This is a genomic window from Sodalis sp. RH16 (assembly GCF_047324245.1).
Classification (GTDB): Bacteria; Pseudomonadota; Gammaproteobacteria; order Enterobacterales; family Enterobacteriaceae; genus Acerihabitans; species Acerihabitans ligni.
Window position 1 is genome coordinate 5,355,695 of sequence record NZ_CP178737.1, and the last position, 13,709, is coordinate 5,369,403.

Below are 13,709 nucleotides of genomic sequence, written 5' to 3' on the forward strand. Positions count from 1 at the left end.
AAATGAACAGAGAAACTGACCGACTTTCGGACGTACTAACTGAAATGAGCGCAAAAGCGCTGGTGACATGGATGACGCATTCCGCATTGCGCGACATACCGCGCGAAGCATTACTGGTTCGCGGCAGCGATTTTGTGTACGCCCTACAGGCAAACTTTGTGCTGCTACGTGATGTTTTGTCAGAAACGCTGGAAGATATTGAGCAGCAGAGCCATGACCTCGAAGAAAGACTGGATAGCCTGGAACAGCGCCTTCAGACGCTTCAGAAAGATACTGATATTTTGTATTAGCTCAGACTTGACTTGGCACAACTACGACACAGGGCCAAACCTAATCTGACAGGCAGCTCTGTGCCAGGAGCTGACGTTGCTAGATTGGTTTATTTTATCAATATGCAACATCACAACCATCCGACGCTCTCTCGCCACTTATGATTAGTAATTTTATCATTTTCGATTATTTTTTTAGAAATAGAGCGAGGTTCCCTTCCAAGGTAATCAGATATTTCTGTTGGGGACATGTCAAAATCTACTAGCATGACTCTTAGTTTTTCCATTTCCTTTAAAGTCCAAGGTTTGCCATGATTTTCATAAAGAGAAATCTTATGGTTCCTAATTTCTCGCTTTCTCAGAGTTTCTTTTTCTCTCTGAAAAACCTCACTTTCAAATTGTGAATGGAATTCTTTGCTAAAGTTTTCATCAATTTTTTTAGAAAATAAATTATTAAAAATAATTTTGGACGCCGCGTCTACATCAGGAGAATCAATAATAAAACATTTAATATTTTCTAAATAAGGCTTTTCAATTTTACCCAAAATACTTAAGTCTGTAGCATTAAAAAAGCCCCTTAAATCAAAAGATTTAATGAGCTTTGATTGGATTACACTTTCAATTTTAGTTGCATTTGAATAAGAGTAATTGGCCATTGGAAGGGCCCACACTACCAGTTGAGGGATATACTTTTCAAATGCAATACTCTCCCATGCAGCATCAAAAGTCTGGTTTTTTGCTAATATATTTTTAGGTGAATCAAAATACAGTGTAGTTGAACCCCATATTTCATAACTCTTTGCCAAGGACTGATAGTATTTTATATGGTTTCGAATTTTGTAAGTTGACATAAGACGATAGACGTCATCATTGTGACCTGCATTGTAAATTGTTCGATTTCCTCTCAGATAACCTTCATAATGTTCATTTATCCTTCTCCCTACATTACAACTCACTCCAACATACACAACACGATTAAAAATCCCTTGATGAACGATAAGATAAACTCCACTACAGCCAGACTTTCTGGCATCTGATATAGAACCTAAAAATCTCCATTCCATTTTAAAATTCCATCTTTGCGTTAAAGTTATTTTTTATCATTATTTAACAATGATATCAACTAGTTAAATTAAAGTCTGATGAATTTTATAGTCATGTGAAGTTATATTCACTATTACCAGTGATTGTACAGTGCTGTGTAAGTATCTCGCATAATCGGAACACTCAATTTTGGTATCACCATCGATTGTACTCACAGTGAATAGCGGAAGTTGCCTTTGTTCTTAGATCTGAATACTATATGACTCAAATTTTGGTCTATAGACCAACTGGAAGCAGGTCACCACCTGCCTATGTTGCAGGTGATGAATGAACAGAGTATTAAAAGTTAATTTATTGACTAAGGTATTTTTGAAAGTTCCACTTCAAAAGTCGACGTGTTTATCTTAAGAACATGATCAACACCTTTATAAAGTTTTCGCAATTCATTTACTGCGTTTGCATCAATGGCTGAAAAAGAGTACGGTCGGATAAGATTGTTGAAAATTTCCTCGGAGTAAAAAGACCTGTTTTCTTGATCAAGGGAGTTCATTCTTTTAATGATGACTTCTAGAAGATATGTTTTTTGCTTCCTCTGCAATTTGTCTGAAGTAATAATCAGATACATCATTCCCCCCAAGGTAGTTGAGGCAAAGTACTCTGGAGATTGTTTTTTATCTTCCGTTGTCCAACCATCATAGCTAAGGTGCTCTGTTGCACCTGCCCATATATTACAGTTATAGATTAATTCAAATATCAGATAATCAAATCGTATTGGGAACTCTCTATTTATATCTATACTACCCGACATTTCATGACTCTCAATTATTTCCTTTAGGAAATTACGGTAATACATGAGCCACATATGATGTTTTGAACGTTTGAATATGGCTGTAGATATCATGACATCGAAAAATACCAATCCAACGAAGATAGGGCAGTCCCATCGCTCATTACTACTCGAAAAGTAATTATCCGGTTGATTGTAAAAACTAGAACTTCCTTTCTGTTTTTTTATGTAGCTAACTATATAATCACCCACAGGTTTCCATATCCCTACATCTATCGCCGTACGAATATCATTTAAATAAAAATTGAGCAAGGCATTACTTTCGTCGAGTGCATACTCTCCAGTATAAGAGCGATTCTGATTATCACGTAACTCTCTATAAATATTGCTATTTTGGCTAGATATTAAATACGTAAAGAAGTTTGTATTATATTCATCATTATCCCTAAACCGTAAACAGGTAGCTTTCATTGCTACATGAGGGTGAGCATCAATTAAATGATGGGCGAATGGTTTTGATTTAAGAAGTTTAGAAATATTTAATTGAATGACTTCTTGGTTTTTGTCTTTATAAGGAAACGGTTTTGACAGAAATCTTCTGATTTTTTTAAATCGTATTTTTTTGATATTACCCTTGTCTATTATCAAGGGCAGCAATGGAGGATTTAAATAATCATGTACGCGAACATACCATTTTTTATTACTAATAATGTTAAATAGTTGTTCATGGTATTTATCAAAAAGATATCCCAGTTGTTCTACTTTTTTTGCCCGCAAATATTTTTCTGAAACACTGATCCAATATGTAAGATTTGCTTTTGGTATTCTATTGCCTAGGATCTTAATGCCAAAAAATGCAATCATGATGCAAAGGCAAGTAAAAGATAATGTATCTTCGTTAAAACCCAATATCCAAGGGATTGGTTTTATTGGGATGAAACTTAGTAAGACCTTAGAATATATAACCACCAAGATTATTGATATAGAAAAGATAATAAATAGAATATTGAATTTAGATATTCTTAATTTTAAATCAACTCGCCTCTCATCTGTTAAGAGAGTGTACCAGGCAAGAAGTATGGCAAAGACTGCTAATGAACCATTGGTACCCATTATCACCTCTGAATTAAGTCACATTTAAAGATTCATAAATGTTTAAAACCATATGCTTATTGTAAAAAAGTCACGGCTTTTGCAGCAGAATGATCTGCATCATCCTGCCCTATTAATTTTGATGCTTCGCTGGAATCTGCAATTTCTGCTCATGGTACGGAGCAGACAAACCAAATTACTGTCAGGTCTGCTTCGAGCTAGAAGCGGAGGTTAGCACTTTTAACCTCAACAAAACTGACTACACTAGGAATGTGTTATTCAGTTCTCAACGAATTGTCTTTGAAACAACTCTATTCTTCAATTCAATTTCCAATTTAGATAACTGGTCATTTACTTTTTTAGAAAGAGTCTTATAGTCTTCAGTAACCTGCTCTTGGCTCTTGTTTGCTAGGAAAAATAAGGTACCTGACATCGCTTTCAGCAAGAGAATAGCGCGATCTGTATTGCTGAGATCATTGTTATTAGACCATCGGTCTATGGCTTTCTCGGTCAGACTTAATAGCGGTTCACGGAATAATCCTGAACCATTGACTACTTTTAATGCTTCTCTTTGAGCTTTAATTCTATTACTAAACTCACTCATGCTTGCCGCCAATAATTTTTAGTTTTTCTCGCATCCAAAGCTCAATCAAATGTAATTGCGCTTTGACTTTTTTAATGTCATCAGTATTCAGGATTTCACCAGTACCTCTGGTACAAAGCACTCTGGCCCTTTCTAATAATTGATAGGTCAAATCACAAACTGGTATACTATGAATGCCCAAATTACGCGCGGAATTTCGCGAAAAGTCGGACCTTACATCACAATCTAAAGAAAAACATGTCGCAAAATTTCGTATCGATAAAAACACTGAAGATAGATCAAAAATCGCTGTAAGATCAGATGTTTCAATCGAGCTTTTAGCGCTGATAAATATCTCCAGAAACTTTTCACAATCAGCTAAGCCTGAATTATAATTGCTCGGTTTACCTAAGCTCCGTAAATAATCAACGTTATCGGATGAATAAATGAGCTTGGATTCCAAAAAAAGATGCCAAGCGAATGGATTACCTTCTTTCCAGAGTTCATTTATCCGTTCATACGAGTAAATCGAATAATCTCTCGGATTAAACCTTTCATCCCGACCACTGACAATAGCCAACATGTCAATGTCTGAAAATGAATCAACCTCTCCGCGACATATCGAACCAAAAGCATAGATATGCATAATTATCGCCTATTGAACCTTTTAATTATTATGGACATAAAGAAACCAAACATAATTAATCTTACTAAAACGACCATTGTCAGAAACGATGCTGAATATTGAGGGAGTAATAATGTCCCCAAAAATACCTGTGGGGACATTGCTAACGCGTCAAAATATGAGCTAACTAGTTTTGGATCACCATAGTTAAGGACGTGATGTAAAGCTATTATGCACAGAATAACAATGACAGCTCTGCATAATTTAAAAGCAGACTCTCCGTTTCCCCAGATAAGATCTAATGCCTTAAACTCAAACCATTCGCTAAACATTTTTAAGCGGTCAAATCCTTTATATTTCTTTCGGTAATAAGATTCTTTGGATTTCCATGCTTTATGAAGGTGCTCTCCTGTAGCCTGTAGTTCGATTGCTATGGCTTTATTTGCTGATTTTGAATCACCTATTTGCTGATAATTCAAGCGTAACGAACGCGCAAACTTGAGCTTAAGGTTGTCCAGTCCAGGGCACCCATTTTCGAGAATGTCATTATCAATGTGGGTCTTATCAAAAGTGGCATAGTCAAATTTGCAGCCACTAAAACTTGACCCCATTAAGTTGCAATTTAAAAATCTGCAACCGGTAAAGTCACAGTCCTGAAAACTACAGTTTCTGATGTAAGCAGCATCGAAAATACAGAAGCTGAAGTTCACATTTTTGAATTCAATATTTAATGCAACTAATCGTTCAAATAATTTATTAACAAACTTATCCTTGGCTACTACAGAGTCAAATCTTTTGTCTGACAGCTTTTCTCTTCCGCTATCTTTTATCATTTTTTTCTCTATAAGCTAAAAGACTAAACTTTATGAATCATAATGCTTTTTTTGGCTGATTTGAAGCCATGCTGACCTACTATAGCAACTTCCGCTTGTGGCACTTAGCTGACCATCAGGATGACCACATCCTGGACCGAGCGTTTTATCTCCAGTTCGGGGCGTGCGTTTTCACCCTTATTTTGCATTAAGCAGCGAGTACCATTCTACATTATTAGTACACAGCGTAGCTTTTTTATTCGCTGTAGGGGCATGACTGTTCGGTGCTCGCCCTGGCTGCGCTCCGCCTCACTCATGCCCCTACAGCGATACTTGTTAAGCCTGCCTATACACACAAAGCTGCATTCCTTTGCAGCTTCTTCCCGATCAGATTTTATCCATCAAGTAACGATGCGCTTTGGATGCCGCGCTGGCGGCCTTGAAAATATAGCGTTTGTCGTTCTTCAGTACTTTCAGCCAGGAAGCGATATAGCTTTCATGCTGCACCTCTCCAGCGATTCCCAGATCCGCCATCAGGAACGCGCTTCCCAGTTCGGCGATCAACTCCTCAAACGCATACCCCTCACTGCCAAACTTCCCTTTCATTTCACGGTTCAGTCGACTTTTTGCCCCACTCCAGTGAATCAGCTCATGCAGGCCGGTGGCGTAGAAATTGGCAGCATCGGTAAAAAGACAACGCTCAGGTAAGCGGATTTCGTCGGTTGTCGGTGCAAAAAAGGCGTTTTGTCCCTTCTCAATGATGGTTGCACCGCTGTTTCGGAAAAGCGCTTCCGCACGCACTAACGGCTCAAAGGTCTCTGCCGGGCAAACTGCTTCGTCCCTCAGGGGCAAACCACCAATTTGCTCAACATTAAACACGGTGAACGTCTTTAGCATCGGGATATAGTCAGTTTCTCCGTCGTCATTTTCCTTCTCCAGCGTGGTATAGAAAATGGCGGTAGTACCGTGTTCTCCTTTGCGTACCTGCCCGCCTTCCGCTTTTGCCTGTTTGTAGGTCATCCACCGCGAATCTTTGAATCCCTGTTCTGACGCACTGATCCACAACAACATGATATTCATTCCACTGTATGTCATGCCAGTTGCGTAATTGGACGGTAAACCAGACATACCGGGGGTACGCTGCCACGGACACGCCCAGGGTTTAACACCAGCTTCCAGTGCCGCAATGATGCTGTCAGTGACGGTCTGATAAATATCAGTTGTGGTTTTGGAAAATTTCGTTTTTGAGGAGCCTGACGGGTCCAGCGGGGATACGCTGGTCGCCGCTGCGGTGTTAGGGGCACTAGTCCGGGTATGCAGGGAAATAGTCATGGTTTTTTCTCCTTCAGTGGTGTGATTTTCGTCTTCGTATCGCCTGACGGTTCGCTTTTCCGGCATCGTTCTGGCCCGCAAGGGCGCAGCATGCGTGCCATTTACCCTTGCGGGACGGGTTGTGTTGGGAAACGATTAACCGGAAGCAGATACGGGGAACGAAAAGCACGCAGGAGAAAAAATCAGTTTTTGTATACACGGATATAGCACCCCTTGCTCCGCAACGGTGAAAGGGGCTTGGGCTATTTCAAGGATACAAAGAACTTAGTCGTAGCGGGGCTCACAAATTTCTCGAGGGAAATCTCGTTATCAAGTTCTGTTTACCCGAGTTAGGCATAACTATTACGACATAAAATAAGGACTTGACTAACGAGGCAGTTTAAAATGTTATCTAACTTTCGAGTAAGCGAAAAAAAACATGCTATCGCCACATCACTGACAGTTAATCTTAAATAACCCATTGATTATCTCCGCAAAAAGTTTAATTATTATGCTGATAAAATGCTGTATGAAGATGAAGTAACATGTCAGAGACAGTGATATTTATTTACTTTAAAAACAATAAGTTAACATTTATCTTGACTATGCAGCAACATGCGGTACTGTATATAAAAACAGTATCGCGAGAACAGTGATAAGGAATAAAAATATGGCGGACCCAGCTGTTTTAAATCATGCCTTGTTTAACGTTAGTGTTGAAGATTGCAGTGTAGAGTTGGTCGAACCCGATGCTGATGGACGGGATTTTGATGAATTTAGCAGGATAATGCTAACCGAATTAATAGCAAATGAAAAAAGTAAACAGTATTCTTTTACTGATGAAAATGAGCTTGTTGTTTCTCATGTTCGTTCTATTACGAAAAATGAGCTTCTTGAAAACACTAGTTCGTTACAATCTAATTGGTTAAAAAGAACAGAAAGCATTGCTCTTAAATTGCTGGAAGTAGAAATAAAAGCTCAAGAAAGAATCGCGGCAATGGATAAAAAAATAAAGAAAGGATCATTGCTAATTTTACACCTAGAGCATGACGGGTTAACTCGATTTGTTATTTTAAAAATAGAAGTCGACTCATTCTTTGATGAAATAGAGGCTAGAATCCGTCGAGGACTGCCCTTAAATAAGCAAAGACTTCAGAAATCATGCCTTGTTACATTGAATAGTAGCGGAGAAGTAACTGAGCTTCTCCTTTCTGATAGTGGTCGAACTATACGTGAATATTGGTGGGAAGGATTTCTTAGTTCAAAGGAGATGACGACTGCCGGATTAAATACTAAAACTGCATATGATGCTCTAGATTTTTTGTTGAAACAAACGGTGAAAAAATTCTCTGAACCTGATTATATATACATGAGGAATGACGTTAACTCTTATTTCCGTAACAATGAAAGTTTTATACATACTGAGTTAGTTGAACGCCTAGAAGCGCACAATATTGAGAGCCAAGATTTTAAAGATAAATTCCCTGATTTTATTGAAAAATTAAAAAAACTCCCCGCCAATCCGAAAGCCAAGTTTGACACACAATTCGATCTTGACCAAAGTGTCATTAAGACAAAATTGAAAAGCAATATATTTCTTGATGAAAATTTGGAATTAAGAATCATGGGAGACATTCCAAACATTAAAGAAATTATTCGCACAGGGACAGATCAGGATGGTAAATTTATAAAAATATACTCTGATACTGGTTATAATGCTTTTGTAAGGCAAGGTAATTAACAAATGAAATTTTTGGATGGCATTGCAAACACATTCTTCAATGCTGAACTAATTTACATTAACGATGATTTTAATCGTTGCAGTGCCATCTATCAGGTGCATGAAACAACTGTTTCACATGATTATATTGTTCGCGCTAACTATGTCAAAGAACAGCTGGCTTTGCATCAGTTAACTTATGATATAGCAATAAAATGTGATGGTATCTCTCTGGTCACCTATAGCCAAGCCAGTATCCCTGAGGAAATTCATACTGAAATAGTAAATCAACTCCGATTTGTTGAAGATAATTGCAAACTTGAAATTGACATTAAGATATATAAGTCTAACTCACATAACAACCTCAACACGTCTCATATATTTAATTTAAAAAACTATATTTCCGGTCCAATATTAAAATCAGATTTTGAATTCATAAACTTCCTTAAGCAGTTCGATTTATCTAAGAAAATCAAAATAAAATGCTGGGAGTCTTTAAACCAATTTTCGACTAGCTCTATTATTTTTGAAGATTCAAATAAGCCTTTACTAACAGAGGACAACTTAGATGATAGGCAGTCAATTATTAGCAAACGAAATAAATGCTGTCACTTTACTAATGATGCAGAATATAGATTCACACCAGATGATTTTAATTTAACAACTGAATGTATATACCCTGAAATAAAGGAAAAACTAGAACGACTTACATTGTTGTTTTCTTTAGTCTATCTTTCCGATTATTCTGAAATAATTAACATTGATAGTAAAATTATTATTGATTATAAAATGAAAGGCTACCGCCTCATTAGTAATAAAATGGACCTTTCCACTGCTAATTTGAGAGCCGTAAAGGAACTTTATGGAATATATCAATGGATATATAATCAAGGAAATTTTGTAGATAAAATAGGTTTAGCAAAAAATATTATATCAATCCACATGACAAATAATGACATAGCCTCACTTTCAAGTGGAGCTCTAAGATCTATTGAATCTGGTTATGATATTTATCTTAAAGAAAATGTAAAACAGTATATTGAGATTAAAAATAAAATTTCTGAACTTTTAATTTCTCAATCTGATAAGGCATCTGACATTACGAAAAATATGCTCGGGACATTAAAAACGAGTTTCTGGAGTGTTGTTACTTTTTTCATTACAGTCATATTAGTTAGATTGATTACTTCGAAAGGCGAAGGTATCATATTCACTGGTGAAATTGCCATAATGACATATATATTCATATTTTTCTCAGGCATATATCACTGGTTATCCGAGTGTGAAGTTAATGAAGATAAAGCCCGCCTTTTTGACCGATATACTACAATTAAAGATCGTTATAAAGACTTACTTAATGAGGATGATTTAAAAAAGGTAATTGACACCGAGAAATTAAAAGAAAAAGATCAGTTATATATTCAGAATAGAAGAAGAACTTATCGTACTATATGGATTTTATTTAATATAGTGATGTTTTTAACAGTTACGGCAATATATTTTTATGGTAAAAACACTCAAACAAGTTCTAACATTACTAGCACCACACAAACAACAGAAGTAGCTGTACCTAGCTCTAATATTAAAAATAAAGTTTCTACCGACAATTCGAAAGAACAGGTAAAACCTAAAGCGTTACCAATAAATTCTTCGGAAATACTTATACCCCATTTAGATACTTCAAAAAAGAAGATTGATTAAAACATTAAAATCCAAGAAGGCATAAAAAATATTTCAAGCGCCACTCCACTCCAAGAGTAATCATAGTTGATATTCTTTATAACCTCGTAGAAAGCTGTAAATTAAGTATCGCCATTATCTCAAAACTGATTATCCCCCTCTAGAGCTGGGCTTAGCTTATTGTTACACACGTCAACGAAAATCAATCTAATTCATGCATTCCCAATTGTATATCAATACCGTAGTTAACAGCTACACGCTGGGCTGCAACTGTAATTTCCCGCTTCTGATTATCAATTTTCTTCATATCACGCTCGTCAAGATAGACAAAACCATCCCGGCTCGCATGATTGATAACCGCAATTATGCTACCAATTTCGCTTAGCACCTGCCTCAAAAAACTCCCGATATTCTGATCTTCAAATTCGTGGTGGGCCTTTGACTTCTGCCTACCATTAACAGTACCTTTTCCGATTAGCTCCGAGATTTCCTTAAGTCCTTTTGTCATATCATTAATACTTCCTTCGCAGGACATGTAGTGTCTGACCGCATTTCGGCTCACATAACCTAATATGATTTTCAAACAGTCAATATCATCGTAGGGGTGTATAGAAGAATAGTCTACATGGCGACGGATAGAATCGATAACCACCTGTATCTTTTCTTCATCATTTAAGTCAATAAGCCTGTTAAGGAAAAAACTCGGCTCCACAACTTTACAATAATTCGGAACTATCACATCCTTTGAGATCTTACAGAAACCGAAAATGTAAAGAACCGCGTAACTGTCCCTTAAGGAATTACCGTTTTTATCCTTTTTCTCGAAAGTCTCAATTGTCTTTTTTATCTTCGCTGCATTAGCTACTGAGGTAACCTGGACAGCTATTCCGCCATTTTTGTTATCCTCCGCAGCATCAATGGCTGGAAAGTTAACTCTAATCTGATTTTTACTTTTGAGGTTAGCAATACCTAATGCTTTGAATAACTGTATAGAAATTGCCTCAAGTAGCCGTGACATATCGTTAAAACCCGTGTCCTTATCTCTCTCGATACGAAGTTGAAGAATAGCAATATCCTGATTTAAATTTTTCATCAGCGATTCGATCAAAATAGCTCCTTAACTTGATTGGCTCCGACTAAAATCCAGCGGCATAGTGAATTAATATCCAACTGACTAAAGAAGAGGAAAGTAACTACATGGACATCCTAAAAAATTTTCTCTATGAATAAACACCGACATATCATCATCGTTAAGTCCTATGTTCATATATACGAATGACATCTTTCTTCGAAGTGGAAATTTTCGCCGCTAAATTTCACTAAACCATTCCATTGGGACCAATTTAGTACCATCACGCCATTCCGGCAAGCCGACAACACCAGCAATTTCTCCCCACACTACACTCGAAGCATGGTCTAGAACGATGAGTTGGAGATTTCCATTTTCCTGAAGCACGACATTGCCCATAACTTCGAATGCCTTCCGGACAGCTTCCACGTCTTCATCCCGAACCTTGGGTTCTTCGTCTAATATAATGTCTTGATGTACCGTGGGTTTTGGAAAATAAACTTGACTAGGTTGATCAAGCACAAGAAATCCTGGTACAGGGCTGCTTCGTTGGCCCAAAAAGAATTGGTGAAGAGAGAGCAATACTGCCAAATGATAGGAAAGCCAATTCGAACCGCTTCCTATTTCTGAAAGATAGTCATCGCGCTCAGCCCCAAGGACTTTGATAGTTAGATCATTGACTTCTAAAGAAATCGGGTCGTGTGGATTCTCAACATCTAGATAGGGGAGAAGCTTCCCAGCGTTTGTGTTGATAATTCGCAGAGCTTTATGCTTACGAGCCTCGATATCTTGTTCGCGGAGTTCCCCTTCTAATGTTTGTACCAATTCCTTGAGCATCCGCACCTCTTCGACAAGTTCGCTGTCGCTGCCCAATTTACGATGTAGATCCAATGACGATTCAATGTTGCCTATAAAACGCTCGGTACGCTTCGCAGAAAATTGCTGGTCATTAGCTTCCTTCGATCTACTCGTCAACGCTCTTTTGCGGATTTGTACGGATCTCAGTCGCTCGGTCACGCTATCAACCTCTGCAGTAACGCGCTGAAACTCACGATCGAAGGCGGCAGGTACTTCTTTGTCCTTATCTGCGCCCGCAGCCAACTCGACTTCTTCCAGACGATGAGCCAGAACCCGCAGTTTTCGTTTGGCTGAATCATTATGGCTACCACACATGGGACAATCCGATTCATCGTTTGCATGCGACACCAACCAACTCGATAGTTGAAGCCGCCCCCTCTGCACTGATAATGCAGTCTGGTACTGCTGCACACCAGTTCGCATTCGGTTCATTTCTTCCAGCCGATGACGAAGCGTAGTAAGTTCTCGCGAAACAACTCGCTCTTCACTTTCCAAATCATTCAGCTCACTTAGCGCATCTGAAATAGTTAATGTGCTAACAGCCAAAGTTAGGTCTGTTCGAGCGATTATTTCGTCAAGATGTTTAATCATTTGGTTTCGCGATATTTCATCCTCCAGCTTGGGGATCAAACCAAGTTCCTGCGCCTCACTGTACTTAGATCTCAAGTCGGCAAGCCACCGTGCGGAGACATCTTGGGCGTCCCTGAGTTCTCGCTCTTTACGACGTAGAAGTTGGCGGGCTCTGTTCAACTCGAACTGCTTAGCCATCAATGCTGATGTGACTGCACCAAGTATATAGGGGAAGATCTTCCTCAATTTTTCACGGTGCTCGTAAGTGTTGGTCTTAAAAAATAGAACATCCGGATTGGCAACTACGTTCTGTGGTTGAAATGTGAAAGCAGCCAAATCTCGAAAAGCCGGACGCCCATCGAATCCCGAGACATCCTCTCCACCAGAAAAATCTAGATTAGACAGATTGGCTAGGTCATCAAGTAGCCTTTTGACTGCTATAACGTTTGTATTTTTACTAAGACGGCTGGGAATCTTAGTTATATTCTCTGCTTCCAACAGGAACATATCATTGGTGCTACGCTGAGACCCTGGCTCCTTTCGGGCCAAGAGTTTGTCACCTTGCTCGGTCGCCACAACGATGCCAAACCATTCACAGTATTTGCGAATGGTATTTACAGGAATAGAGCAAGTGCTTGCGCCGAGACAGTAGTCTATGATTGGAATGACCGCTGATTTACCCGTGCGCGAGGCGCCACTAATGACGTTGACTTTACCAAGTTCAAAACGCAATTTGCGAGGTTGGAATTTTTTGTTCCGCGGCCAAAGCACGATACCTCGAATTTGAAAATACATTAGAGCTTCACCCTCAATGTTGTTACGACTTCATGCACGGTGAGTTCACCGAACCAAGCACCAAGTTTTTCGGCCAAATCCATAAGTTGCCTCACCTCATCGGATAACCCCCTCGCCTTAGTCTGCGATAATGAAATTACTTCGCCGTTTTCTTCAAGTTTGATCAGTTTTCCCGCAACCGCGAGCTCAATGGACAGCAAGCTGAGCTTACGCCAACGAATAGCGCGCTCTTGAATTTGCAACAACAAGTCCTGTTTGGATACAGATGAGTCCCCGAACTTTGCCGCAAACGCCCGTAAGCCAGAACTTTTGAAGGTACGCTTTACAAATTCTGAGGTTGCTTGATGAAGAATAATAGGGAGCACTAGAAATAGAAGAGGTAGAGGGGGTGAGGCACTTATACGATTTGTCTCGACATATCCACAACAAAAACGCCAGACGATTGCAGCGCCTAGTGCCGGATTCTGAACATTTTGCACTTCTCTTGCCAGCAT

The 13,709-nt window shown here is 38.7% G+C and carries 12 protein-coding genes; 3 read left to right on the top strand and 9 right to left on the bottom strand.

The window, feature by feature from the left end; genetic code table 11:
- The first annotated feature begins 2 nt into the window (after nt 1-2).
- Nucleotides 3-290, top strand: a complete 288-nt coding sequence (locus ACL2XJ_RS24600) for a hypothetical protein (protein ID WP_413724835.1) — start codon at nt 3-5, stop codon at nt 288-290.
- 110 nt (nt 291-400) lie between these two features.
- Here the strand turns inward: ACL2XJ_RS24600 and ACL2XJ_RS24605 are convergent, their stop codons facing one another.
- From ACL2XJ_RS24605 to ACL2XJ_RS24630, 6 genes are all read right to left on the bottom strand, one after another.
- A complete protein-coding gene (locus ACL2XJ_RS24605) occupies nt 401-1,333 on the bottom strand; it encodes a GIY-YIG nuclease family protein (RefSeq protein ID WP_413724836.1) in 933 nt (310 codons plus the stop codon).
- A 338-nt stretch (nt 1,334-1,671) separates the two neighbouring features.
- On the bottom strand, nt 1,672-3,213 hold the full coding sequence (locus ACL2XJ_RS24610; protein ID WP_413724837.1) for a hypothetical protein: 1,542 nt from the start codon (nt 3,211-3,213) through the stop codon (nt 1,672-1,674).
- Between the two features lie 265 nt (nt 3,214-3,478).
- Entirely contained in the window at nt 3,479-3,796 is a 318-nt protein-coding gene (locus ACL2XJ_RS24615; protein WP_413724838.1) for a hypothetical protein, read from the bottom strand.
- Nucleotides 3,789-4,421 (bottom strand): nucleotidyltransferase domain-containing protein, encoded by a 633-nt coding sequence (locus ACL2XJ_RS24620; RefSeq protein ID WP_413724839.1) that lies wholly within the window; start codon nt 4,419-4,421, stop codon nt 3,789-3,791. Before ACL2XJ_RS24620 ends, ACL2XJ_RS24615 begins: the two co-directional genes overlap by 8 nt.
- Before the next feature lie 2 nt (nt 4,422-4,423).
- Complete coding sequence (locus ACL2XJ_RS24625; RefSeq protein ID WP_413724840.1) at nt 4,424-5,233, bottom strand: pentapeptide repeat-containing protein; 810 nt, start codon at nt 5,231-5,233, stop codon at nt 4,424-4,426.
- A gap of 366 nt (nt 5,234-5,599) precedes the next feature.
- Nucleotides 5,600-6,544 carry an ArdC family protein gene (locus tag ACL2XJ_RS24630; protein WP_413724841.1) on the bottom strand — a complete coding sequence of 315 codons (945 nt, stop codon included), beginning with the start codon at nt 6,542-6,544 and terminating at the stop codon, nt 5,600-5,602.
- Between the two features lie 649 nt (nt 6,545-7,193).
- On the opposite strand from ACL2XJ_RS24630, the gene ACL2XJ_RS24635 reads away from it, so the two are divergent.
- Together ACL2XJ_RS24635 and ACL2XJ_RS24640 are read left to right on the top strand one after the other, a co-directional pair.
- Nucleotides 7,194-8,264, top strand: a complete 1,071-nt coding sequence (locus ACL2XJ_RS24635) for a hypothetical protein (protein ID WP_413724842.1) — start codon at nt 7,194-7,196, stop codon at nt 8,262-8,264.
- A gap of 3 nt (nt 8,265-8,267) precedes the next feature.
- The gene (locus ACL2XJ_RS24640; protein ID WP_413724843.1) at nt 8,268-9,944 is read left to right on the top strand and encodes a hypothetical protein; all 1,677 of its coding nucleotides are present in this window, start codon (nt 8,268-8,270) and stop codon (nt 9,942-9,944) included.
- A gap of 181 nt (nt 9,945-10,125) precedes the next feature.
- On the opposite strand, the gene ACL2XJ_RS24645 is transcribed toward ACL2XJ_RS24640, so the two are convergent.
- The 3 genes from ACL2XJ_RS24645 to ACL2XJ_RS24655 form a co-directional block, all read right to left on the bottom strand.
- Nucleotides 10,126-11,031 (bottom strand): SMEK domain-containing protein, encoded by a 906-nt coding sequence (locus ACL2XJ_RS24645; RefSeq protein ID WP_413724844.1) that lies wholly within the window; start codon nt 11,029-11,031, stop codon nt 10,126-10,128.
- A 201-nt stretch (nt 11,032-11,232) separates the two neighbouring features.
- Entirely contained in the window at nt 11,233-13,215 is a 1,983-nt protein-coding gene (locus ACL2XJ_RS24650; RefSeq protein ID WP_413724845.1) for a DUF3732 domain-containing protein, read from the bottom strand.
- Complete coding sequence (locus ACL2XJ_RS24655; protein WP_040154917.1) at nt 13,215-13,709, bottom strand: three component ABC system middle component; 495 nt, start codon at nt 13,707-13,709, stop codon at nt 13,215-13,217. The genes ACL2XJ_RS24650 and ACL2XJ_RS24655 overlap by 1 nt, the downstream gene beginning before the upstream one ends.